We start from the raw sequence: 23,533 nt of genomic DNA, 5'->3' as shown, positions 1-23,533 counted from the left end.
CCGGTTCCACATGCCCTACCAAAGCCCAATCTCGCCCGGCATTTCCTGGTACGAAGCGAGTGTCCCTGATCGGCCGCAATATCCTGAAATGGATGGCTCGCGGCAGGCCGATGTCGTTGTCATTGGTGGCGGATATACAGGGCTTTCGGCTGCCTACCATCTGGCGAGACAGGGCGTGGACGTCACACTCATCGACCGAGCGCGGTTCGGCGATGGGGCGTCGGGACGCAATGGTGGCCAGTTCGGCACCGGCCAGCGCACATGGGCCGAAGATCTTGAAGCGGAATATGGCTTTGAGCGCGCCAAGGCTCTGTTCGACGTGGCGGAAGAAGCCAAGGCCTATCTCCTTGCCTTTGCCGACGAACACAGGATCGACATGGAATATGTGCCCGGCCAGATTTCGGTCGTGCATAAGCCGCGCTATCTGAAGTCGTATGAACGCCATGTCGAGCTGATGGCGAGTCGCTTCAACTATCAGCACCTGCGTCTGCTCGACCGCGCTGAAACAGCGAGTCTGCTCGGTTCAGAGCGCTATTTTGGCGGCGTTTATGATGCAGGCACCGGCCATATTCATCCGCTGAAACTGCTTGTCGGAACTGCAAAGGCCGCCCATGCGGCGGGCGCAAAGCTGTTTGAAGACACCAGAGCCACCAAAATCAGCACCGCAAGCGGGCGGGTCGAAGTCGAAACCAATCGCGGAACCATTGTCGCGAAAAACGCCTTCATTGCCGTTAATGCCTATGGCGGATTGCTTGAGCCGGTCAGCGCATCGCATGTCATGCCGATCCGCTCCTTCATCGGCGCAACAGTGCCGCTCGGCGACGACAGCCCCGTTATTCCGGGTGGTGAATCCATAGACGATTCCCGCTTCGTGGTGCGTTATTTCCGTCGTTCAAAGGACGGAAGGCTGCTGTTCGGCGGGCGTGAAGCCTACACTGCCGACAATCCGCGCGATATCAGCACCCACATCCGCCGCCAGATAGCCGAGATTTATCCGGCGCTGGACAAGGTCGAAATCACCATGCATGGGGTGGCTCGGTCGGCATCACCATGCCGCGCCAGCCCTTCGTGCGCGAAGTGATGCCCGGTGTCATTTCCGCAGGTGGCTATTCCGGTCATGGCGTCATGCTGGCAAACTATATGGGCAAGCTCTATGCCGAAACCGTTGCTGGCAATCGCGACCAGTTGAAACTGTTCGAAGAACTGCGGATTCCCGCCTTCCCCGGCGGCCGTACTTTCCGCTCACCGCTGCTGTTCCTTGCACTGTCGTGGTATGCTCTGATGGACAGGATTTAGAGCGCATCCCGAAAAGTGTGAAACGGTTTTCGGAACAAGATGCGCGTATCGATCTGATTGAATAAGATCGATACGCGCTCTAAGCCGTTACTTCGGCTTGTTCGCTGCACGCTCCAGCTTGGTCAACACACCGATCAGATTGGGGGCAAGCTCGCGTATCTCGGCAAGGTGCGCGGCGCTGAGCCGCTCAAGAACCTGCTCGGCCTTGTCGGTCAGCGCCAATGTGTGGCGGCGGCGGTCCGAAGGATCGACCATCCGCATCACCAGATCGGCATCCGCCAGCCTGCCGACCAACTCCGTTGCAGTATGCGGAGCAATGACAAGCCATTCCGCAAGGTTGCCAACCGTCAACGGTGCATCAGCGGCATGGGCCTTGATCGCAAGCAGCGCCTGATGCTGTTGCGCCGGAAGCCCTTCCGCTTCCGCAGCCGTTGCACTGAAACTCATGAACCGGCGCAAACGATAGCGAAGTTCCGCAAGCGCCTGATAGTCGGCTTGTGTCAAAGCATCCGGAGTTTGTTTCACAACAGGCTTCTTCCCTGACCTCGATATAAACACGCCCGTTCGGCTTTTCCGAAGGCGCTTTGCAGCAATCCCTTCCCCAATAGCAAGCCCCTTGCCCAAACACAAAGATGGCAATTGATTTATATCGTATTACGATATATTTAACCCGCCGTTTAGGTGCATCCCGAAAAGTGTGAAGCGGTTTTCGGACAAGATGCGCGTCAAAACAAACATCGAGACGCGCCGATCTGATTCAATCAGATCGATACGCGCTCCAAGACGCTCTCCCCCAAGCTAGCGTATCCGCCGAGAAAGACAGGAGTTTGCTATGGCCCGGCAAAACGAGTTTCGAAGACCGCACGATTTCACCGGCGGCGTCGCGCGCCGCGTCGCGGGCGATTTTACCGCCGACAGGCGAATGCTGCTCCTGATCGCGATGGCGATCATTATCGGCGCCGCCAGCACCGCTGCCGCATGGGTGCTTGTAAGCCTGATCGCCTTGGTCACCAATCTGGTCTGGTTTGGCCGCATCAGCATTGACCCGGCAACACTGGCGCACCTTTCGCCGTCCTTCTGGATCGTGCTCATCCCCATATTGGGCGGTCTGGCAATCGGGCTGATGGCGCGTTACGGCTCCGAGAAAATTCGCGGGCACGGTATTCCGGAAGCAATCGAAGCCATTCTGATCGGCGGCAGTCGCATGTCGCTCAAAGTGGCGATACTGAAGCCACTTTCATCAGCGATCTCGATCGGTACAGGCGGCCCCTTTGGCGCCGAAGGTCCGATCATCATGACGGGCGGAGCTATCGGATCGCTTTTTGCGCAATTGTTTCAGATGAGTTCAGCCGAGCGGAAGACCTTGCTCGTAGCCGGTGCCGCCGCAGGCATGACCGCCATTTTCGGTACGCCCATTGCCGCCGTGATGCTAGGCGTCGAATTGCTGCTCTTCGAGTGGAAGCCCCGCAGCTTCATTCCTGTGGCAGCTGCAGCAGCAGTCGCTCACACAAACCGACCCTTGTTTTTCGAAACAGGTCCGCTGTTCCAGACCCATTTTCATCTGGCACTGCCCTGGTGGGGAATAGTCGCATGTGCCCTGATCGGCATTGTCGCCGGCCTGCAATCCGGCTTGCTCACGACCCTTCTCTACAAGCTGGAGGATGCATTCGAGCGCCTGCCCATTCACTGGATGTGGTGGCCGGCAATCGGCGGCATCGCCATCGGCATTGGCGGTCTGATCGAACCGCGCGCGCTCGGCGTCGGTTATGATCTCATCGACGGTTTCCTCAATAATAAATTTCTGGCAACCACAGTGCTGGTGGTCCTGCTTGTCAAAAGCGCGATCTGGCTCTGCGCTCTGGCATCGGGCACGTCCGGCGGTGTTTTGGCCCCGCTTCTGATTTTCGGCGGCGCGATGGGCTGGCTGCTCGGCTTGATCCTGCCAGGCGGCGAACCCGGCTTCTGGGCGCTGCTCGGAATGGCCGCCATGATGGGCGGCACGATGCGCGCACCGCTGACCGGCACGTTCTTTGCAGTTGAAGTCACTGGCGATTTCGGCCAGATCGTTCCGGTGTTCGTGGCGACGGTAACCGCCTATGCGGTCACGGTTCTTCTGCTCAAGCGTTCAATCCTGACCGAGAAAATTGCGCGGCGCGGACAGCACATCACGCGCGAATATGGCGTAAGCCCGTTCGAGTCCGCCCGTGTGCATGAAGTCATGGTGACGAATGTGGACACGCTACCGGCAAGCATGACCGTGCAGGAAGCCTCTGCCTTTTTTGCCTCGGAAGCGGCACGGCATCGGCTTTATCCGGTCATCGATAACAACCGGATACTGATCGGCATGGTGACGCGCGCTGATGCGTTGGAATGGCAGCGGAAGACGGATTTGTCCAACCAGACGCTTGCAGATGCCGTTTCCGACACCTCCACACCTGTCGGCCATCAGGACGACAGCGTGGCGTTCATCACCGACATGATGATCGCTACCGATTGTGGACGTATCCCGATTGTGACACGCGACGGAAAACTCTGCGGACTGGTCAGCCGAAAAGACCTCCTGCAACTGAGAGGCCAGATCAACGGCAGTGAAATGGAACGGAAATCCTTCCTGCGCACGGCAGAAGCTGGCTAAACTCGGTTCACGAGAAAGGCGGGGCACCAATCAGCGCCCCGCCTTTCTTACCACCGCCCGGTACTATTCATTATTCTACGCTACGCTTTCACTCGTCTTTGCTGCCAGACGCTGATAGGTTTCCTCAACCACGTCGCGCAGCGGAAGAATGCCGCTCATGCACAACAATGCTTGCATGTGCTGGCGGGCACCTTCATAGCCCATAAGCGGCGCATAGGGCCGCATGATGATATTGGCTTCGTCCGGATATAGTTCCTGATACTCGGCAAAGTTGGTGAAGCCCTTGTAGCTGTCGCCGCGCATCAGGTAGGTTTCGACGGCTGCCCCTTCCGCCAGCACGGCATCATGACTGTCGAGAACGATGTTGTAATAGTCGATTGTCGTATCCATCGACACGCGCGCTATGCTCTGGCCGTTGACCAGATCCTTCGCGCGGATCAGAACGCCGTCGATAAGCAGCGCATGGTTGGGCGAAAGGTAAAGGTCGCGCTGCGGGGTTTTGCTGTCGATGGCATAACGTTTGACACGGATCGGCATCACGCTCTCATTCCATTGCGTGCCGCCTTTTCTGCAGCTCTGCCATCCGACCCACTTGACCGGACGCGTTTCACCGCAAGTCGTGGTCACAAGATCGCCAACGGATAATGTCTCCACCGCCACCGGGCCGGTGGGCGTTTCGATAAGTGTGCCTTTCAAAAGACAGTGCGATCCGGAGCCTCCTCCGCCACCATGACCACCATGCCACCATTTCGTGCCCAGGGCTTGCGACGGGCGTGATGACATTGTTGAAGCCAGAGCACCCAGTGCCACAACCTTGGCGGCAGTGGCTGCTGTGAGACCCAGAAAATGTCGTCGCGCACGACTTCGCGGCGAATGCCCGTTCTTTTCTGAAGACATGAATCCCTCCGCTCTTCTCGTTACGGCACCGGCCTGAAAATCAGCGTGGATTTCTAGCAAAGCACGATGCACAGCTTCAAAATCTGAAGCGTCGTTCCGTGTTGCCCGGATCAGCGGCGCTTCAGTGCTTTGCCCCAAGTTAACAAGTCTGATCTTAACTGATCCCGACCTCGAAAAGATTCCGGCAATCAGGTCTAAAGCCTCCTCGAATAGGCGTAAGCCCTACATCGAAAGGTGAGTTTTTCTGCCGTTGAAAGGCGTTGCCAGCGGTTGCTCCTGCTGATCGAAGTTAAGTCGGCTCCTGAAAGTGTGATTTGTAGCGCTCCAGGAAATAGTATACCCCCCTATTCTAATAGAGAGGCTGTTTTCATGAGCGCGCATCATCACTCCCACCATTCCCGGCATCAGCTGAGTTCCAGACACGACCATGTCTTTCTGGGAGAAAACCACCGGCGTAATGAAAAGCGAACCTGGATCGTGATCGCCATCACGACAGCGATGATGATAATCGAGATCACAGCCGGAAACCTTTATGGCTCCATGGCGCTCACTGCCGATGGCTGGCACATGTCCACCCATGCAGCGGCAATGCTGATCGCGGCCCTTGCCTATCTCTATGCGCGCAAGCACGCACATAATTCGCGGTTCACGTTCGGCACAGGCAAGCTTGGCGATCTCGCTGGCTTTGCCAGCGCAATCGTTCTCGCACTGATCGCCCTCCTGATCGGCTGGGAAAGCTTCTGGCGCTTCAGTTCCCCGGTAAACATCAATTTTCACGAGGCTATTCTCGTCGCAATCATCGGACTGATCGTCAACCTCGTCTGCGCCTGGCTTCTCAGGGACGATCATTCACACCATCATGGCCATCACCATGACCACGATCACGCGGGTGGCCACGACCAGAACTTGCGCGCAGCCTATATGCATGTGCTCGCCGATGCGCTGACATCGGTGCTTGCCATCGCAGCGCTCCTGCTGGGCAGTCTTTATGGCTGGCTCTGGCTCGACCCGGCAATGGGCATTGTCGGCGCTGCGGTGATCACACACTGGTCATGGGGGCTGATCAAAGACACCGGCTCGACCCTTTTGGACTATCTGCCCGAAGACGAAGACCTGCCGGACGAGATCGCGGAGATCATCAGCCGCGAGGGCGGAGAGATCGCCGACCTGCATGTCTGGCAACTCGGGCCGGGCCATCACGGTGCCATTGTGTCGATCGTCGCGGAGCAGCCGAAGGCACCGTCCTACTATCGGAACAAGCTTGCGGCGATCCATGATTTGTCGCATGTGACGGTGGAGGTGGAAGCGCGCGCTGCCTGAAAATCGCAACATTGCCATGAAGGACCGAAGTTCCCATGACCCACACTATCCGTGAAAAGCAGAAGCTCATCAATCGCGTGCGTCGCATTCGTGGCCAGCTTGAGGGCGTGGAACGGATGCTTGAGGAAGAGAAGGGCTGCGCCGAAGTCATGCAGGTGATTGCGGGCGTCCGTGGCGCGGTCAACGGACTGATGGCGGAAGTGATCGAAGACCACATCCTGATGCATGTTGCCGATGGCGCCCTTCCGCAAAAGGAACGCGACGAAGGTGCAGGCGAACTCGTCGACGTGGTTCGCGCCTATATGAAATAGACGGTGTGTTGACATCTACCAAAAGCAGGAATAGCAAGGCGGCATGAACAAAGCACTCATCAGCACCCGGTCTTATTACGCCCCGCTCATATAGCGGCGGGTTTGCTTTGTCATAGTTCAACCGCTGCATTGCCAGCGGTTGAGTTTCAAGGACAGCGCCTCTGGCCATGCGGCCCTAAAGAGGTCAGTCCATGTCTTGCGACAATAATCAGCATATAAAAATTGGCATTATCGGCTTTGGTGCATTCGGGCAGCTTATAGCCCGTCACCTGAACCCGTATTTCCAGTTGTATGCCTACGACCCCGTCGCAGACCTTGAACAGACGGTGCTAATGCATGGCGTTACCCTGACCTCCATGGAACAGGTCGCCCGGTGCAATATCGTCATCCTCGCAACGCCGGTCGCGACGCTCGACCGCGTGGTAGCGATGATCGCGCCGCATCTGCGTCCCGGCGCGCTTGTTCTCGACGTCGGTTCGGTCAAGGTCGGGCCTGCCGATATCATGCAGCGCGGCCTGCCCATGCATGTCGATATTGTCGCCACACATCCGCTCTTCGGTCCGCAGAGCGCCCGTGACGGCATTGCCGGTCTGAAAATCACCGTCTGTCCCGTGCGCGGTACAAAATTTCGCCGCGTTGCAGCCTTCCTGAAAAAGCATCTTGCCCTCGACGTCATCGTCACCACACCAGAAGACCACGACCGCGAAGCCGCAATGGTTCAGGGTCTGACGCATCTGATCGCCAAGGTTCTGGTGCAGATGGAGCCGTTACCAACCCGCATGACGACAAAGAGCTTCGACCTTATGATGCAGGCGGTCGGCATGGTCCGCCACGATGCACCGGAAGTGTTTCAGGCCATCGAGCGCGCCAATCCTTATGCTCCGAAGGTACGCAAACATTTCTTCGCACTTGCCGACCGCATCAACGAAGAACTGGATCATCAATCCCGTCGACACAGCTCGCTTGACGACATGCAACCAATACTCAACGAGAATACAGCTAAACTGCTGAATATGGCCGACGCCTATCCGAAATAATAGGAGTTTATTACTCATCTTTTTTCGTACTGTGCTAACAGCTTGATAATTCCTTCGGCAGATTCGGGTTTTCAACATGGCTTCCACTCAGAAAACCGCATCCATACCGTCAACGGTATGGATTCTTGGTTTCGTCAGCCTGCTGATGGATATCTCTTCGGAAATGGTACAGACGCTGCTGCCACTCTATCTGGTGGCCGGTCTCGGCGCTTCGGCCATGATGGTCGGATTCATCGAAGGGCTGTCAGTCGCCATAGCAACGGTGACCAAGCTTTTCTCGGGCGTCATCTCCGACTGGACAGGCCGAAGGAAGCCGCTTGCCGTCGCAGGCTATGGGCTGGCAGCCATTTCCAAGCTTATCTTCCCGCTGGCAACGACAGCGGGCGGCATCGTAATGGCCAAGGCGATAGACCGTGTTGGCAAGGGCATACGCGGCACGCCGCGCGATGCCTTGATTGCCGATGTGACACCGCCGGAAATACGCGGCGCAGCCTTCGGGCTACGCAAGTCTCTCGATACGGTCGGCGGCTTCGTCGGTCCGCTCATTGCCATAGGGCTGATGCTCGCAACCGGCGGCAACATCATCACCATTTTCTGGATTGCTGCCATTCCGGCTTTCATTGCGGTCGCGCTTTTGATTGTCGGCATTCGTGAACCGGAAACGCCTCCTAAACGCCCCCTTGCTCGCTCCAAGGGATTTCCACGATTTGCCGATGCGGGCAAGCTGAACGCGACCGTATGGATCGTGATTGCAGTTGCATCGATCCTCACCATGGCTCGTTTCAGTGAAGCATTCCTGCTCCTCAAGGCGCAGGAAGCCGGGTTTGCAGCCGCATGGGTACCGATCACCATGGTTGTCATGCATGCCGTCTATGGGCTGACAGCCTATCCGGTTGGCGCGCTCTCGGACAGGTTGGGGCGCAAGGGCCTGCTTGCCGCCAGTCTCGGCTTCCTGATCGTCGCCGATCTTGTGATTGCCCAATCGACCACGATCTATCCGTTCCTTGCCGGCATCGTTCTTTGGGGCCTGCATATGGGTTTTTCGCAGGGCATTCTCGCAACTCTCATCGCCGACACGGCACCGGGCCACCTCAAGGGTACGGCCTTTGGCATGTTCAACGTGATAACGGGTCTTGTCATGCTTGTCGGCAACATCGGCGCCGGTTGGCTGTGGGAAAGCTATGGCTCCTCGTCCACCTTCCTCGCCGGTGCAATTCTATCCGCGGTTGCGCTGCTTAGTCTGGCGCTGCTGCCCGGCATCGCCGCCCGCAAGACAGGTTAGAGCGGCATTTCGGAGGTCTGCTTGACTGTCTGGCTCGGTACGTCGGTCTTCAGATTCTGAACGCCCTTGATACGGCTCAGATATTCCGACTGGAAGCGGCGGTAATCCTCGATATCCGCCGCCACCACGCGGATCATCGCATCATAATCGCCGAGCATGAAATAGCATTCGAGCACCTGCGGCAGCTTCAGGATTTCCTTGGCGAAAGTCTGAAGCGTTTCCTCATCCTGCTGGTCGAGCCGGATGCGCGTGAAGAAAGTCAGCCCTTTGCCAACCTTGGCCGGGTTCAGCACGGCGACATAACGGTCGATCACGCCCGCCTCTTCCAGAAGCTTCACCCGCCGCAGGCATGGTGACGGCGAAAGGCCGACCTCGCGTGCGAGATCGTTATTGGCGATGCGGCCATCTCGCTGCAACACGCGCAGAATCCGTTTATCGATATCATCCAGCTTCATTGGCGTTCGATTCCATTTATGCTGACCTTATTGGCATTCTCTGCCAAATATTGATGCATGAGGGCATAATTCGCAACCAAATTGCTCAAGAGATTGGTTATAGTCGCGAAACTTCTCAAGCAAACACGCAAGAGACTGAGCAAGGGGCAACCAGTTACCGGTTGGTCAACGGGAATTTTATGGATATTTCACAGGCCTATGTGCCTCAAAAAAGCAGATCCGGGCGCGGCTCGGAATTCCGTCGCGGGGCCGCAGCCGGTCTGCCGGTTCTGCTTGGCATTATTCCCTATGCGCTGGTTCTGGGCGCGCAGGCCGCACAAAAAGGCCTCAGCGTCATCGAAGCCCCCCTGATGACCGGACTGAACTTTGCAGGCGGATCGGAATTCGCAGCCATCCAGCTCTGGACCTCGCCGCCGCATGTCCTGCTGATTGTTGCGATCACCTTTCTGGTCAACAGCCGCCATCTGCTGATGGGCGCGGCTCTGGCCCCCTTCATCCGCCATCTGCCCAAGCGCAAGGCTTTTGCGAGCCTGTTTCTGATGTGCGATGAAAGCTGGGCGCTCGGACTTGCCGATGCGAAACGTCGCCAGTCGAAAGGCGTCAATCCGGCACTGAGCCTCACCTTCTATGCCGGTGTGGCTATTCCTTTCTATCTCGCATGGGTTCTATTCACCACGCTGGGTGCCGCCTTCGGACCGATGATGGGAGACCTGCGCCCCTATGGTTTCGACATGGCATTTCCAGCAGTGTTTCTGGTTCTGCTGGCGGGCATGTGGAAAGGTTTTGCGGCCGCGCGCCCGTGGCTGGTCAGCCTTGTGGTGGCCGCGCTGACCTATCTCACCATTCCCGGCGCCTGGTATGTCGCCGCCGGTGCCTTGTCCGGTCTTGTTGCAGCCTATCTGCTGGCAGGTGAAGAATGATCGATCCATTGGCCGTTCTGACCATCGTTCTGATGGCAAGTGTCACCTATCTCACGCGGATCGGCGGCTATGTGCTGCTGCGCAACCGCACGCTCAGCAAGCGCGCGACGGCGGTGATGGAAGCAGCTCCCGGCTGTGTTCTGATTTCGGTCATCGCGCCCGATTTCGTGTCCGACAAGCCTGCCGACCTGATCGCACTCGCAATCACGATCTTCGCTGCGACGCGCTTTTCCATGCTGCCAACCGTGCTGATCGGCATCGGCGCGGCGGGCGCCTGCCGCTACCTGATCGGGTAAAGCATGTCTCCAAAAAGTGGGAACCGGTTTTTGGATAAAGACATGCTTGAAAACAAATAAGCATGTCTCCCGAAAGTGGAGACCGGTTTCGGGACAAAGACATGCTTGAAAGCAAATAAACATGCCTCCCGAAAGCGGGACCAGGTATTGCTCAGTGCAGATGCTTTAGCTTGTCTGGGTTGCGGACCACATAGATGCCGACAATCTTGCCGTCCTCAATATCGAGAGCTGTCGTCTGGATTTCGCCATCGGCTTCACGCGTGATGATGCCGGGCAAACCATTGATGAAGACCGCACGCAAAAGCGTGGACTGGTTGCCACGGAAATAGCCCGCCAGTTTCTCGTGGGTTTTCATCACCTCTTCGAAGCCGAAAACAGGCTTCGGGAAAGCCGGGCGCTTGCCGCCACCATCGGCCTGAAGGTTGACATCTGCTGCCAGCATCGCACCAAGCGCATTCATGTCGCCGCTGCGCGATGCATTGAAGAAGGCCTGCGCGAGTTCGAGCCCGCGCTGCTTATCGACCTGAAAACGCGGACGCTCCTCGCGCACATGCTTGCGCGCCCGTGCAGCAAGCTGGCGGCAGGCAGCGGCATCGCGCTGGATTGTCCTGGCTATCTCGTCGAAATCCAGCCCGAAGACATCGTGCAGCAGGAAGGCGGCGCGTTCCAACGGCGAAAGACGCTCCAGCGCCAGCATGAGCGGAAGGGTAACATCGTCATCCGCTTCCTCTTCGACAACCGGATCGGGAATCCATGGCCCGAAATAGGTTTCGCGCTGGTTGCGACCGGATTTCAGAAAATCGAGGCACAGGCGGGTAACAGTGCGACGCAGAAAGGCTTCCGGCTCGCGCACTTCGCTGCGATCAGCGTTCATCCATCGGATGAACGCCTCCTGCACCATATCCTCGGCATCGGCGACCGAACCCAACATGCGATAGGCAACGCGGATCAGTTTCGGGCGCAGCGGATCGAAGCTGTCAGCTGCATCGCCTTGCAAGGATGTGTCAGCCATCAGACGGCTGCCTTTACTGCCGGCTTCTTGGCTTCCGGCTCGAACCAGAGGCCGAAGCCAACCGCCATGCGGTTCCATCCATTGATGATGTTGATCATCAGCGTAAGGTTCACTTGCTCCTCCTCAGTGAACTGTGCCTGCATGGCAGTGCGGGCGTCTTCCAGATCGTGACCTTGTGACAAACGGGTCAGCGCATCGACCCATCCCAGAGCCGCACGTTCGCGCTCAGAGTAGCACGGCGCTTCGCGCCATGCGGACAACAAATAGATGCGTTGTTCGGTCTCGCCAAGAGAACGTGCTTCAAGCGTATGCATATTGATGCAATTGGCGCAGGCATTGATCTGCGAGGAGCGGATTTTGACAAGCTCGATCAGGCTCGCTTCCAGACTGGATGCGATGGTCATCGAAGCGTTCAACCAGGATTTCATCGTGGCAGGGGCAACATCGAACGGGTTGAGCAGAGGGGTCATGGTATTGTTCCTTTCGGTTCAAGGGGTTCGATAGACATGACGAGACAGCAACGCCGAATGTGACATCCGGTGGAAAAAATTTTGAATGCCCGACATTGTGGTTCTTATGCGATGGGACAAACTACCTCCCACGAAACCAATCGACGGAACTAATCGCCACGTTATGGAGAAATTGATGCATGAGAACGCCACAAGATAGGCTGCTTTTCCGTGATCTGTTTAAATCCAAACAGCACCAATCCGCTCCTCCTTTCCCCGTTTCCTTTCACCTGCTCCCACCTTTCCAACGGCCATCTCCCGGTTTCCTCCTTCTACCCTCGCTCCGCCCTCTTGTTCCTTCTTCCTGCCTCTCCACATTGACAACATACCAACCGGTCGGTATTATTTAGCAGAGGAGATTTTCCCGATCATATCGGGAGCCGCTCAGAGCAAGCGACAGCAGGCTGCCACTGAACCGGCGCACGGTTTGTAACACACCTTGCGAGCAGCCTGTGCTGTAGTGAGGAGGAACCATCATGAAAAACGCGTCCACCAACAGCAACAGTCCGGCACTTCCCGTCATCACCGCATTTGAAAATTCGCCCGATCGCGGCCGAGGGATGGCGCGTGACATGCCCGTTCGATGGGCGCTTGAAGAGACCGGGCAGGACTATGATGTCCGCCTCGTCTCGTTTGAGGCGCTGAAAGCCCACCCCCATCTCGATCTGCAACCTTTCGGGCAGATACCAACCTATGAAGAGGGCGATCTGGCGCTGTTCGAATCCGGGTCAATTGTGCTTCATATTGCAGAACAGAACCCAGGCCTTCTGCCGGATGACGCCAATGGCCGGGCACGCGCCATCACATGGATGTTCGCCGCGCATAACACCATCGAGCCAGTGATCCTCGAAAGGGAAGTTGCCGGTTTCGTAGAACGCAAGGAAAGCTGGTACGAGCAGCGCATCCCCATCGTGGAAGCGCGTATCCGCAAAAGACTTGATGCCCTTTCCGCCTGTCTTGTCAACAATGACTGGCTGGAGGGCGCGTTCAGCGCCGGTGATCTTCTGATGGTGACCGTGCTGCGAAGGCTGAAGAGTTCAGGCATATTGAACGACTACCCGAACCTTGCAGCCTATGTGGCGCGCGGAGAAGCCCGCCCCGCCTTCAAGCGTGCATATGACGCCCAGCACGCGGTTTTCCTCGCCGTGTCGAAAGATTGAGCCTGTCTTGGCAGCTATCTATCCGCAGTCGAGCTCGCTCAATATCCATTCCCTGAATGCGCGCACCTTTGGCGTATTGCGACGGGATTTGGGATAGACGAGCCAATAAGATCGCCCATCATCGCCAAGAATATCGAACGGCTGGATAAGCTGGCCGGTAGCGATTTCGATCTGGTGGAAAGCAGGCGTGAGGATGCCCACCCCCTGCCCTGCGACTGTCGCCCGACCTTCGATATGCTGCGCTCCGAGCCGGCTCTGCGTATTGCCTTGCATTTGCGGGTTTTCGATCCCCGCCGCCTTGAACCAGATATTCCACCACGGATCGCTCACATCGATGATCTTGAGCCGCAGGAGGTCCGCAGGTTCTTTCACCCCGCCTATAGTGGCCGCCAAGGCCGGGCTCAGCATGGGCGTGAAACTCGCCTTGATGAGCTGATGCGCCTCCAGCCCCGGCCATTTGCCGAAGCCACTTCTGATCGCGATGTCCACATTGGTCGTCGCAAAATCGATCATGCTGTCGGACGTATCGAGCCGGACCGCGAGTGACGGATGCCGCATCTGGAACGAACCAAGCCGATGCGCCAGCCAGTTGGCGGCAAAAGTGGCAAGAACGCTGATCGACAGCGTACCTTCCGCATCTTCCCGCAGGCTGGCAAAGGCATTGCGCATCGTCTCGAACGCTTCCGTAATCGCGGGAGCAAGCTGCCTGCCAAGTTCGGTCAGTTCCACCTGTCGCGGCATACGTAAGAAAAGCGGTGCGCCGACACGCTCCTCCAATATCTTGATCTGATAGCTGACCGCAGCCTGCGTCATGCCCAGCTCCTCCGCAGCGCGGGTAAAACTTGCATGGCGGGCGGCGGATTCAAAAACACGAATGGCCGATAAAGGGGGAAGCGCTGTCGTCATGATGCATAAGTCCTCCTTATGCATACTAATCGAGGTTCGATTGGAAAACAAAGGTTTTCAGGCGCATACCTATAGGCAGAATTTAACAAGCAGCTGCCTCCCACAGCCGCTTCATTCGATAGGTGAGATCATGAAAAACGTCGATTCTGCCTGCACAACCGCCACAGCGCCCACGATCAACCACAGACCGGAAAGCGGCTGGAGCGCGCTGTTCTCCCGCCTGTTTTCGCGCAAACGTACTCATATCGTCGTTACCGAACATTCGCCGGAATATCTCTTGCGGGATATCGGCATCGGTGATGGGCGCACGCAATATTATTCGCGAGACGGCCATAAGCTGCCCGAATGGTAATGATTGCGTCACGCACTGATGACGGCAAAGCCCCGCGCCTTGAGGCCGCGCCGGTCCTCGTGCAGACTATTGACGAGACGGCTGCGGCTTCCGTCCAGATGCGCGCTCATCAACGCCGTCGCCTTGTCGGCATTTCCTTCGCGCACCGCATCGAGAATGGCGCGGTGCTCGGCCCATGCGCGCGCGAGCGCCGCCTCGTCGCGCACTTCCAGCCAGCGCGCCCGTGAGAGGCGCTGCATAGCATCGCGCACGCCACGGCTGAGGAACTCATTGCCGGACAGGCGCGCCAGTTCGATATGAAAATCCATGCCGATCCGGTGCCATTCCTCGCGCGATGTGTCCGCATCACAGCTATCCAGCATAGCCAGAATCAGCTCCGCACCGCTGCGATCTTCAAGCGCGCAGGTGAGCTTTAACGCGGCAATTTCCAGCGCTTCACGATAGACACCGATTTGTTCAATTTCGCTGAGATTGATTGGCGAGACCGTCCAGCCACGCCCTTCACGACAGATCAGGCCTTCCGCCTCCAGCCGCAGAAGCGCTGCCCGGATCGGCGTGCGTGAGGCTTCAAACTGTGCCTCGATCCAGCGCTCGGTCAAACGTTCGCCCGGCCCCAGTTCCAGACCGAGGATCATGTCGCGAAGCTGCGTTTCAACCTGCCTCATCTGTGACATTGGCGACCATTCTCCATTTTAGAGCATAATCCGACCGGAGTGAAACAAGGATCGATAAGATTATGCTTCAAATAAAAGGGCTTAGAGAGCGTTTTGATCTGATACAATCAGAACAAAACGCTCTCTAAGGCAGCGCTGCAATTGACAAGCCTCAACAACAGGCGCATTCATGCATACCATTTTGGTATCCCAAAATGGAATACATTGCAATCGCGAGACATGACATGAGCACCGCCCAAGCCGCTGCAAGCGACGAAACCGTCGCTGCAGCCCGCCAGGAAAATATGGCCGTCGAAGATAATCACGAGCGCTACTGGAAGCAGAATCTGCTGATCTGCCTCATCGGTTCGTTCACGACGCTCATTGCCATGTCGCTCCTCCTCCCCTTCCTGCCGCTCTATGTGGAACAATTGGGCGTCACCGATCACGCGGCAATCGTGCAGTGGTCAGGCATTGCTTACGGCGCCACCTTTCTGGCAGCAGCCTTCGTCGCACCGCTGTGGGGCAGGCTCGGCGATCGCTATGGACGTAAGCTGATGCTGATCCGCGCCAGCCTCGGCATGGCCATCGCCATGTCGCTGATCGGCATGGTGACGAGCGTCTGGCAGCTGGTGGCGCTGCGCCTGTTCGTGGGCATCGCAGGCGGCTATTCGTCCGGCTCGATGATCCTCGTCGCTACCCAGACGCCAAAAGAAAAGACCGGCTGGGCGCTGGGCGCGCTTTCGGCTGGCATCATGGCGGGCAATCTGGCCGGCCCGCTGCTCGGCGGCGCTTTGCCGCCGCTGATCGGCATTCGCGCAACCTTCTGGCTGGCTGGCGGCGTGATCTTTCTCACCTTTCTGGCCACCACCTTTCTGATCCGCGAAGAGCGCAAGCCACCGAAGCCGACCAAAGAGCAGAAGGCGGAATCCATCTGGGCTGCCATTCCTGACAGGAAACCGGTTATCGCCATGCTGGTGACGGGTATGCTGCTGCTTTTTGCCAATATGTCGATTGAGCCGATCATCACCGTCTATGTGATCCAGCTGATGGACGATCAGACGAAAGTGACACTGATTTCCGGCGTGGTAATGGCTGCTGCAGCCCTCGGCAGCATCATGTCGTCCTCGCGACTGGGGCGCCTTGCCGACCGCATTGGCCACACCCGCGTCATCATCGGTGCACTGTCAGTTTCCGCGCTGCTTCTGATCCCGCAGGCTTTCGTGACGGAAGCCTGGCAGCTGATCGGCCTGCGTTTTCTGATGGGGCTGGCGCTGGGTGGATTGCTGCCCTGCATCACCAGCGTCATCCGGCACAATGTGCCCGACCGCGTAGCGGGCGGCATTCTGGGCTATTCCGTCTCGGCCCAATATGTCGGGCAGGTTGCTGGCCCCGTCGCTGGCGGTTTCGTCGGCGGTCACTTCGGCATGCGTTCCGTTTTTCTCGGCACATGCCTGATTATGGCTCTCGGCGCATTTTATAACTGGACCGTCCTGCGCAAGAACCGATAATTTCGGCCATCTCCCGAATCCGCAAAACCCACGGCAGAACCAGAATGACAGCACATATCTTCGCGCCTTTCGCAACGCTTGCCGAAAGGCTGCTGCCTCATGCGCTCGAAAATGGCGAGGACGGGTCACATGACCTGTCCCACCTTGCCCGTGTCTGGAAAAATGCCGCTGCGATCCAGCGTCAGGAAGGCGGCGATGCCGAAGTGCTTTGCGCCGCATCCCTGCTGCATGACTGCGTAAGCGTGGAGAAGAATTCGCCCGACAGAAATCGCGCCTCGCGTCTGGCGGCAGAAAAGGCGACAACGCTGCTGCGCAGTCTCAGCTGGAATGAAACACACATCGACCTCGCCGCCCATGCCATCGAGGCGCACAGCTTTTCAGCCAATATCGAGCCTGTCACGATGGAAGCGAAAATCCTGCAAGATGCGGACCGGCTTGATGCCATTGGCGTGATTGGAGCTGCCCGGTGTTTCTACATTGCGGGCCGCATGGGCAGTGCGCTTTACGACTGGCGCGATCCACACGCCGAAAACCGCCCGCTGGACGACAAGCTTTTCGCGCTCGACCATTTCCGCACCAAACTGTTCGGCCTCGCCTCCGGTTTCAAGACGGAAACCGGAAAGCTCATGGCCGCTGAACGGCACAGTCGGCTGGAAGCCATTTTTGATGACTTCCTTGCCGAAGCCGATGGCTAGATTGAGTAACCACCGTCGATATTCAGTGCCGTCCCCGTCACCATGGAAGCGGCGTCCGAGGCCAGCCAGAGTGCAGCTTCGGCCACATCCTCCGGCGTCGAAAACCGATTGAGGGGAATGGTGGCCTTAAGTGCTGCACGAGCCTCCGGCGTGTCCTCCTCCAGAAACAGTTTCAGTGCCTCACCGTCGCTTTCGGCCGGGCAGATGCAGTTCACGCGGATATTCTTGTCCGCAAGTTCCAGCGCCATCGCCTTGGTCGCGCTGATGATCCAGCCCTTGGAAGCGCTGTACCAGACGAGGCCCTTGCGCGGGCGCAGTGCGGTAGCCGAAGCCGTGTTGATGATGACGCCTCCGCCCTGATGCTCCATGATCGGTACAACGATCTGCGTCGAATAATAAAGCGCCTTCATATTCACGGACGCGATCAGGTCGAAACTGTCCTCCGTCACTTCGGTCAGCGGCATGTTGCGATGCGTAAAACCGGCATTGTTGATCATGATGTCGATGCGGCCGAACGTTTCGAAGGCTGTGCGCGCCACGCGCTCCATGTCGTCCTTGCGCGAGACATCGGCCTGCACAGAAAGAGCATTCTTGCCGATATCGGCAAGCTCATCCTCGACACGCTTCACGTTCACATCGGCGAGAACGACTTTTGCACCTTCGGCTGCAAATCGGCGCGCCATGCCTGAACCGAAGCCCGAGCCGGCACCGGTGATGATTGCGACCTTATCCTGCAGCCTCTTCATGTCATTCTCCTTTGGCAGAACCAAGATACCGTCCAACTTGGCCAAATCACTTGAATCGAGATTGTTTGTTCCAATATGGCCTTAAGATGAACATGTCATGTGTGCACAAGCCGTTAATCCGTCAATTATGGCAGGGCGCCTTCAATTTCGCGAGAATGCGGCATTGCGACTGTTGAATTTAAATCGATTAGATAATAGACAAGGGCAGCGTGAAAATCGCATGCTGCCCACAAGCAGACTGATTTGCGCAAGAAGAGAAGAGAGCGATAGATGACCAGCCAGACAATTCCGGTAGAGCCTTTCGACTGCATCGTGTTCGGCGGTTCCGGCGATCTTGCCGAACGCAAGCTCATTCCGGCACTGTATCAGCGTCAGCGTGCAGGCCAGCTCACCGACCCAACGCGCATCATCGGCGCATCGCGCAGTGCCATGACCGATGAGGAATATCGACAGTTCGCACGCGATGCCATCCACGAGCATGTGAAGGCTTCGGAAGTCGACGAGAAGGAAGTCGACAAGTTTCTCGCCCGTCTCAGCTATGTGGCTGTCGATGCCAAGTCCGAAGAGGGCTGGGATGCGCTCAAGACGCTGATCGGCAAGAAGCCGGAAAAGATTCGCGCTTTCTATCTCGCCGTCAGCCCCACGCTCTTCGGTGATATCGCTACGCGCCTCAAGGCGCATGGCCTGATTACCCGCGATACACGCATCATCGTGGAAAAGCCGATCGGTCGCGACCTGGAATCCGCCATGGCGCTCAATGATACGCTGGGCAGCGTTTTCCGCGAAGATCAGATTTTCCGCATCGACCACTATCTCGGCAAGGAAACCGTTCAGAACCTGATGGCGCTGCGCTTTGCCAATGCGCTTTATGAGCCGTTGTGGAACTCTGCCCATATCGACCATGTGCAGATCACGGTTGCCGAATCTGTCGGCCTTGAGGGCCGCGCCGGTTATTACGACACGGCAGGCGCACTGCGCGACATGGTGCAGAACCACATTCTTCAGCTGCTCTGCCTTGTCGCCATGGAGCCGCCATCCTCGCTGGAGGCCGATGCCGTCCATGACGAGAAGGTCAAGGTTCTGCGGTCCCTTCAGCCGATTACCAATGCAAATGTCGAAGACTTGACCGTTCGCGGCCAATATCGTGCAGGCGCATCCGCAGGCGGTCCGGTCAAGGGCTATCTGGAAGACCTCGAAAACAACACCAGCAACACTGAAACCTTTGTGGCGCTGAAAGCTGAAATCGCCAACTGGCGCTGGGCTGGCGTGCCGTTCTATCTGCGCACCGGCAAGCGTCTTGCCACGCGCGTTTCGGAAATCGTCGTCACGTTCAAGCCGATCCCGCACTCCATCTTCGGCGAAAGTGCTGGCAAGGTCATCGCCAACCAGCTTGTCATCCGCCTGCAACCGGATGAAGGCGTGAAGCAGTGGATGATGATCAAGGATCCGGGTCCGGGCGGTATGCGCCTGCGTCACGTGCCGCTGGATATGAGCTTTGCCGAATCTTTCAGCGAGCGCAATCCGGATGCCTATGAACGTCTCATCATGGATGTCGTTCGCGGCAACCAGACCCTCTTCATGCGGCGCGACGAAGTTGAGGCGGCATGGCGCTGGGTCGACCCTATCCTTCAGGGGTGGGAATTGAACAGCCAGCCTGTGCAGGGCTACACAGCAGGAACTTGGGGACCGTCATCGTCCATCGCGCTCATTGAGCGTGACGGACGCACATGGCACGAGAGCCTCTAGAGCGCATCCCGAAAAGTGTGAAACGGTTTTCGGAAAAGATGCGCGTCAAAACAAAGAGATAGAGCGGCTTCACGATTTTATCCGATTGAAACCGCTCTGGTTTCTGCTTTGGAAAGGTATGGAATGAGCATTGAACGGCACGATTTTACCAGCGGAACGGAACTGGCGCAGGCATTGTCGGAAGCCATTGCGAACAAGCTGAATGCCGCCATCGCTGAACGGGGACAGGCCACCTTGGCCGTCTCTGGCGGCACCACGCCGCTCAAGCTGTTCGAAGTGCTCTCCCGCAAGATGATCGACTGGAACCTCGTCACGATCACCCTTGTGGATGAGCGTTTCGTCCCCGTCGATAGCGACCGTTCCAACGAAAAGCTGGTGCGCGAGCATCTTTTGCGCGATCATGCGGGCGTGGCCAAATTCGTCGGCCTTTACAATCCGGCGGCGACGGCCGAAACGGCGGCGCTTGCTGCCGCCAGCCGCATCGATGCGTTGCGTCGTCCTTTCGACGTGGTGGTGCTTGGCATGGGCAATGATGGTCATACCGCCTCCTTCTTTCCCGGTGCCGACCGGCTTGATCAGGCGATCAACCCGGAAACAAGGGCGCTTGTGCTGCCGATCCATGCCGAGGGTGCTGGCGAAAAACGTCTGACCCTGACCCTTCCCATCATTGCCGAAGCCGACCTGCTGGTTCTGCATATCGAAGGCGCTGCCAAGCAGGCAACGCTGGAAAAGGCGCTTTCCGGCGATGACGAGAATGAAATGCCCGTGCGGGCTGTCTTCCATCATGCGCGCACACCGATCCAGCTCTACTGGACAAGTTAAATTCGATTCAAGCCAGATTGGCACAGGTGATACCCATGCCCACCGAGACGGCACATAAACGCATTCAGGAAATCACCGCGCGCATTCGCGAACGGTCCAAGCCGACACGCGAAGCCTATCTTGGCCGTGTGCGAGAGGCTTCATCCAACAAGCCAAAACGCGCAGTGCTGGGCTGTGCCAATCTCGCGCATGGTTTCGCCGCCTGCGGCCCGCACGACAAGGCGGCGCTGATCGGCGACGAGATTCCGAACCTCGGCATCATCACCGCCTATAACGACATGCTGTCGGCGCATCAGCCATTCGAAACCTTCCCGCAGCTTATCAAGCAGGCTGCACGTGAAGCGGGTGGCGTGGCGCAGGTTGCTGGCGGCGTGCCTGCCATGTGCGATGGGGTTACGCAGGGTTTTGCGGGTATGGAACTGTCGCTGTTCTCCCGCGAAGTGATTGCGATGGCAACCGCCGTCGGCCTGTCGCACGATATGTTCGATGCAGCCGTTTATCTCGGTGTCTGCGACAAGATCGTGCCCGGTCTCATCATTGGTGCGCTGACCTTCGGCCACCTGCCCGCCGTGTTCGTGCCTGCCGGTCCGATGACCAGCGGCCTGCCGAACGACGAAAAGGCCAAAACCCGCCAGCTCTATGCCGAAGGCAAGGTCGGGCGTGCCGAACTTCTGGAATCGGAATCGAAGTCCTATCACGGTCCCGGCACCTGCACTTTCTACGGCACGGCCAATTCCAACCAGATGCTGATGGAAATCATGGGCCTGCATCTGCCGGGCGCATCCTTCATCAATCCGGGCACGCCGCTCCGCGACGCCTTGACCCGCGAGGCTGCCAAGCGCGCGCTGGCGATCACTGCCTGCGGCAATGAATATACGCCGGTCGGCGAGATGCTGGACGAGCGTTCCTTCGTCAATGGCGTCATCGGTCTGAATGCGACCGGCGGCTCGACCAACCATACCATCCACCTGATCGCCATGGCAGCTGCGGCCGGTATCAAGCTGACATGGCACGATATTTCCGAGATTTCGGATGTGGTTCCGCTTCTGGCCCGCGTCTATCCGAACGGCCTTGCCGACGTGAACCATTTCCATGCCGCTGGCGGCATGGGCTTCCTGATCCGCGAACTGCTCGATGGCGGCATCCTGCATGAGGATGTGCGCACCGTGTTCGGCGAAGGTCTGCGTCCTTACGCGATCGAACCGAAGCTGGGTGCTGACGGTACAGTCGTGCGTGAGCCGGTGCCGGAGAAAAGCGGCGACGACAAGGTTCTGGCCAAGATCCATACGCCATTCCAGCCGACCGGCGGCCTCAAGGTTCTGACCGGCAATATCGGCAATGCGATCATCAAGGTTTCCGCCGTGAAGCCGGAGCGCCAGGTCATCGAAGCGCCCGCCAAGGTCTTCAACGATCAGGCAGAAATGCAGGCCGCGTTCAAGGCTGGCGAGCTGACCGGCGATTTCATCGCGGTGGTTCGCTATCAGGGGCCGAAAGCCAATGGTATGCCGGAGCTGCACAAGCTGATGACGGTTCTGGGCATTCTGCAGGATCGCGGCCAGCGTGTTGCTCTTGTTACCGACGGTCGCCTGTCCGGTGCATCAGGCAAGGTGCCCTCCGCTATCCACGTCACACCGGAAGCTCTCGATGGCGGCGCCATCGGAAAAATCCGCGACGGCGATGTCATTCGTCTGGATGCCGTGAACGGCACTCTGGAAGCTCTGGTCAATGTGGCCTTGCTGAATGATCGTGGCGAAGACCGTCCTGATCTTTCAGGCAACGAGCATGGCATGGGGCGCGAATTGTTCCGCGCTTTCCGCCAAATCGCCGGACGGGCTGACGAAGGCGCTTCGGTGTTCTGAAAACAGTCCGAATGAAATTAAGGCAAAACAGCGATTTCAGCTGTTTTGCCTCTCAAACCATCAAAACCGGAACAAAACTGCGCGAAAAGCGCGGTTCAATTGTGTCAAAAAACTGGCTTTTTCACGCCAGCAGTGCGGCAGGCCGCAGTCAGCGTGTTGGCCATCAGCATGGCGATGGTCATCGGACCGACGCCACCTGGAACTGGCGTGATCGCTCCGGCAACTTTTTCGGCTTCCACGAAATCGACATCGCCGACCAGTCGTGTCCTGCCTTCGCCCCGTTCCGGTGCCGGAATGCGATTGATACCGACGTCGATCACCGTTGCGCCCGGCTTGACCCAATCGCCCTTGACCATTTGCGGGCGTCCGACTGCCGCCACCAGAATATCCGCAGTGCGGGCAATCGCGGGCAGGTCTTTCGTGCGGCTGTGCGCAACCGTAACGGTTGCATTGGCAGCGAGCAGAAGATTGAACATCGGCTTGCCAACAATGTTGGAGCGACCGATTACCACGGCATTGAGACCCGAAAGATCACGGCCATGGATGCGCTCAATCATGATCATCGCGCCCGCGGGCGTGCAGGGAACGAAAGCCGTTTCAACTTCGCCGGTGCCAAGCTTGCCGACATTGATAAAGTGAAAGCCATCGACATCCTTGTCGGGCGAAATGGTCTGGATCACCCGGCCCGAGTCGATGTGCTTCGGCAGCGGCAACTGCACCAGAATGCCGTGAATGGCGGGATCGTTGTTCAAACTCTCGATCAGGTCGAGAAGCTCCTGCTCCGACGCCGTTTCCGGCAGATCGTGCTGCACCGAGTGGAAACCGCATTCCTTGGCCTTCTTGCTCTTGGAAGCGACATAGACCTGACTTGCCGGGTCTTCACCGACAATCACCACCGCAATGCCGGGCACGATGCCGGTTGCGGCAACGAGCTTTTCGGTTTCGGTCTTCACCGTGGAAACCACATCCTCGGCGAGCTTCTTGCCATCAATCAATTGAGCCATAGCGAGCGCTCCGTTCTTTTGTGATATCGGGCTTAAGTGTCTGGGAGATACACGACATCTTTTTCGTACACATGCCCATAAGCGTCATGATGCCCGATGACAATTGGCG

The 23,533-nt window shown here is 57.8% G+C and carries 23 protein-coding genes and 1 pseudogene; 15 read left to right on the top strand and 9 right to left on the bottom strand.

Going from position 1 to position 23,533, the window contains the following annotated elements:
• Window positions 1-10 precede the first annotated feature (10 nt).
• Window positions 11-1,296 (top strand): annotated as a pseudogene (locus tag LJ361_RS13800) (NAD(P)/FAD-dependent oxidoreductase).
• Between the two features lie 87 nt (window positions 1,297-1,383).
• Here the strand turns inward: LJ361_RS13800 and LJ361_RS13795 are convergent.
• Window positions 1,384-1,743: a MarR family winged helix-turn-helix transcriptional regulator gene (locus tag LJ361_RS13795; RefSeq protein WP_235824328.1), complete on the bottom strand. Its 360-nt coding sequence runs from the start codon at window positions 1,741-1,743 to the stop codon at window positions 1,384-1,386.
• A 385-nt stretch (window positions 1,744-2,128) separates the two neighbouring features.
• Here LJ361_RS13795 and LJ361_RS13790 point away from each other — a divergent pair, with 385 nt between their 5' ends.
• The gene (locus tag LJ361_RS13790; RefSeq protein ID WP_264811757.1) at window positions 2,129-3,931 is read left to right on the top strand and encodes a chloride channel protein; all 1,803 of its coding nucleotides are present in this window, start codon (window positions 2,129-2,131) and stop codon (window positions 3,929-3,931) included.
• A gap of 75 nt (window positions 3,932-4,006) precedes the next feature.
• On the opposite strand, the gene LJ361_RS13785 is transcribed toward LJ361_RS13790, so the two are convergent.
• The gene (locus LJ361_RS13785; RefSeq protein ID WP_264811755.1) at window positions 4,007-4,828 is read right to left on the bottom strand and encodes a Hint domain-containing protein; all 822 of its coding nucleotides are present in this window, start codon (window positions 4,826-4,828) and stop codon (window positions 4,007-4,009) included.
• A gap of 369 nt (window positions 4,829-5,197) precedes the next feature.
• On the opposite strand from LJ361_RS13785, the gene dmeF reads away from it, so the two are divergent.
• From dmeF to LJ361_RS13765, 4 genes are all read left to right on the top strand, one after another.
• A complete protein-coding gene (dmeF, locus tag LJ361_RS13780) occupies window positions 5,198-6,148 on the top strand; it encodes a CDF family Co(II)/Ni(II) efflux transporter DmeF (RefSeq protein WP_264811753.1) in 951 nt (316 codons plus the stop codon).
• A gap of 35 nt (window positions 6,149-6,183) precedes the next feature.
• On the top strand, window positions 6,184-6,459 hold the full coding sequence (locus LJ361_RS13775) for a metal/formaldehyde-sensitive transcriptional repressor (protein ID WP_012093288.1): 276 nt from the start codon (window positions 6,184-6,186) through the stop codon (window positions 6,457-6,459).
• Window positions 6,460-6,650: 191 nt separating this feature from the next.
• Window positions 6,651-7,496 carry a prephenate dehydrogenase/arogenate dehydrogenase family protein gene (locus tag LJ361_RS13770; protein WP_264811751.1) on the top strand — a complete coding sequence of 282 codons (846 nt, stop codon included), beginning with the start codon at window positions 6,651-6,653 and terminating at the stop codon, window positions 7,494-7,496.
• Window positions 7,497-7,572: 76 nt separating this feature from the next.
• Window positions 7,573-8,778 carry an MFS transporter gene (locus LJ361_RS13765; protein WP_264811750.1) on the top strand — a complete coding sequence of 402 codons (1,206 nt, stop codon included), beginning with the start codon at window positions 7,573-7,575 and terminating at the stop codon, window positions 8,776-8,778.
• Here the strand turns inward: LJ361_RS13765 and LJ361_RS13760 are convergent.
• Window positions 8,775-9,233: an Lrp/AsnC family transcriptional regulator gene (locus tag LJ361_RS13760; protein WP_010659131.1), complete on the bottom strand. Its 459-nt coding sequence runs from the start codon at window positions 9,231-9,233 to the stop codon at window positions 8,775-8,777. The two genes, LJ361_RS13765 and LJ361_RS13760, sit on opposite strands and share 4 nt — an antisense overlap.
• A gap of 179 nt (window positions 9,234-9,412) precedes the next feature.
• Between LJ361_RS13760 and LJ361_RS13755 the strand changes: the two genes are divergently transcribed.
• Together LJ361_RS13755 and LJ361_RS13750 are read left to right on the top strand one after the other, a co-directional pair.
• The gene (locus LJ361_RS13755; RefSeq protein WP_264811749.1) at window positions 9,413-10,153 is read left to right on the top strand and encodes an AzlC family ABC transporter permease; all 741 of its coding nucleotides are present in this window, start codon (window positions 9,413-9,415) and stop codon (window positions 10,151-10,153) included.
• Window positions 10,150-10,449 (top strand): AzlD family protein, encoded by a 300-nt coding sequence (locus LJ361_RS13750; RefSeq protein WP_010659133.1) that lies wholly within the window; start codon window positions 10,150-10,152, stop codon window positions 10,447-10,449. The genes LJ361_RS13755 and LJ361_RS13750 overlap by 4 nt, the downstream gene beginning before the upstream one ends.
• 151 nt (window positions 10,450-10,600) lie before the next feature.
• Here LJ361_RS13750 and LJ361_RS13745 read toward each other — a convergent pair whose 3' ends face one another.
• Both LJ361_RS13745 and LJ361_RS13740 read right to left on the bottom strand, forming a co-directional pair.
• The gene (locus LJ361_RS13745) at window positions 10,601-11,461 is read right to left on the bottom strand and encodes a sigma-70 family RNA polymerase sigma factor (RefSeq protein WP_010659134.1); all 861 of its coding nucleotides are present in this window, start codon (window positions 11,459-11,461) and stop codon (window positions 10,601-10,603) included.
• The gene (locus LJ361_RS13740) at window positions 11,461-11,931 is read right to left on the bottom strand and encodes a carboxymuconolactone decarboxylase family protein (protein ID WP_010659135.1); all 471 of its coding nucleotides are present in this window, start codon (window positions 11,929-11,931) and stop codon (window positions 11,461-11,463) included. The genes LJ361_RS13745 and LJ361_RS13740 overlap by 1 nt, the downstream gene beginning before the upstream one ends.
• A gap of 515 nt (window positions 11,932-12,446) precedes the next feature.
• On the opposite strand from LJ361_RS13740, the gene LJ361_RS13735 reads away from it, so the two are divergent.
• The gene (locus LJ361_RS13735) at window positions 12,447-13,130 is read left to right on the top strand and encodes a glutathione S-transferase family protein (protein WP_264811747.1); all 684 of its coding nucleotides are present in this window, start codon (window positions 12,447-12,449) and stop codon (window positions 13,128-13,130) included.
• A gap of 18 nt (window positions 13,131-13,148) precedes the next feature.
• Here the strand turns inward: LJ361_RS13735 and gcvA are convergent, their stop codons facing one another.
• The gene (gene gcvA, locus LJ361_RS13730) at window positions 13,149-14,036 is read right to left on the bottom strand and encodes a transcriptional regulator GcvA (RefSeq protein ID WP_010659137.1); all 888 of its coding nucleotides are present in this window, start codon (window positions 14,034-14,036) and stop codon (window positions 13,149-13,151) included.
• A gap of 130 nt (window positions 14,037-14,166) precedes the next feature.
• On the opposite strand from gcvA, the gene LJ361_RS13725 reads away from it, so the two are divergent.
• Window positions 14,167-14,388: a hypothetical protein gene (locus LJ361_RS13725; RefSeq protein WP_010659138.1), complete on the top strand. Its 222-nt coding sequence runs from the start codon at window positions 14,167-14,169 to the stop codon at window positions 14,386-14,388.
• Window positions 14,389-14,396: 8 nt separating this feature from the next.
• On the opposite strand, the gene LJ361_RS13720 is transcribed toward LJ361_RS13725, so the two are convergent.
• Window positions 14,397-15,062 carry a GntR family transcriptional regulator gene (locus tag LJ361_RS13720; RefSeq protein ID WP_036587555.1) on the bottom strand — a complete coding sequence of 222 codons (666 nt, stop codon included), beginning with the start codon at window positions 15,060-15,062 and terminating at the stop codon, window positions 14,397-14,399.
• A 224-nt stretch (window positions 15,063-15,286) separates the two neighbouring features.
• Between LJ361_RS13720 and LJ361_RS13715 the strand changes: the two genes are divergently transcribed.
• Window positions 15,287-16,552 carry a multidrug efflux MFS transporter gene (locus tag LJ361_RS13715; RefSeq protein ID WP_040128633.1) on the top strand — a complete coding sequence of 422 codons (1,266 nt, stop codon included), beginning with the start codon at window positions 15,287-15,289 and terminating at the stop codon, window positions 16,550-16,552.
• A gap of 44 nt (window positions 16,553-16,596) precedes the next feature.
• Window positions 16,597-17,247, top strand: coding sequence for an HD domain-containing protein (locus LJ361_RS13710; RefSeq protein WP_264811745.1), 651 nt, complete (start codon window positions 16,597-16,599; stop codon window positions 17,245-17,247).
• Here the strand turns inward: LJ361_RS13710 and LJ361_RS13705 are convergent.
• Entirely contained in the window at window positions 17,244-17,993 is a 750-nt protein-coding gene (locus tag LJ361_RS13705) for an SDR family oxidoreductase (RefSeq protein WP_010659142.1), read from the bottom strand. The genes LJ361_RS13710 and LJ361_RS13705 overlap by 4 nt on opposite strands.
• Window positions 17,994-18,263: 270 nt before the next feature.
• On the opposite strand from LJ361_RS13705, the gene zwf reads away from it, so the two are divergent.
• From zwf to edd, 3 genes are all read left to right on the top strand, one after another.
• A complete protein-coding gene (gene zwf / locus LJ361_RS13700) occupies window positions 18,264-19,739 on the top strand; it encodes a glucose-6-phosphate dehydrogenase (RefSeq protein WP_012093297.1) in 1,476 nt (491 codons plus the stop codon).
• A gap of 123 nt (window positions 19,740-19,862) precedes the next feature.
• A complete protein-coding gene (gene pgl / locus LJ361_RS13695) occupies window positions 19,863-20,561 on the top strand; it encodes a 6-phosphogluconolactonase (RefSeq protein ID WP_010659144.1) in 699 nt (232 codons plus the stop codon).
• 35 nt (window positions 20,562-20,596) lie between these two features.
• Window positions 20,597-22,420: a phosphogluconate dehydratase gene (gene edd, locus LJ361_RS13690; RefSeq protein ID WP_151663243.1), complete on the top strand. Its 1,824-nt coding sequence runs from the start codon at window positions 20,597-20,599 to the stop codon at window positions 22,418-22,420.
• Between the two features lie 104 nt (window positions 22,421-22,524).
• Here edd and folD read toward each other — a convergent pair whose 3' ends face one another.
• Window positions 22,525-23,424, bottom strand: coding sequence for a bifunctional methylenetetrahydrofolate dehydrogenase/methenyltetrahydrofolate cyclohydrolase FolD (folD, locus tag LJ361_RS13685; RefSeq protein ID WP_012093300.1), 900 nt, complete (start codon window positions 23,422-23,424; stop codon window positions 22,525-22,527).
• Between the last annotated feature and the right edge of the window lie 109 nt (window positions 23,425-23,533).

This window comes from Brucella sp. JSBI001, from assembly GCF_026014005.1.
GTDB classification, from domain to species: domain Bacteria; phylum Pseudomonadota; class Alphaproteobacteria; order Rhizobiales; family Rhizobiaceae; genus Brucella; species Brucella anthropi.
The sequence above is the reverse complement of the archived record's forward strand: the minus strand, read 5'-3'. Positions and strand labels throughout refer to the sequence as shown.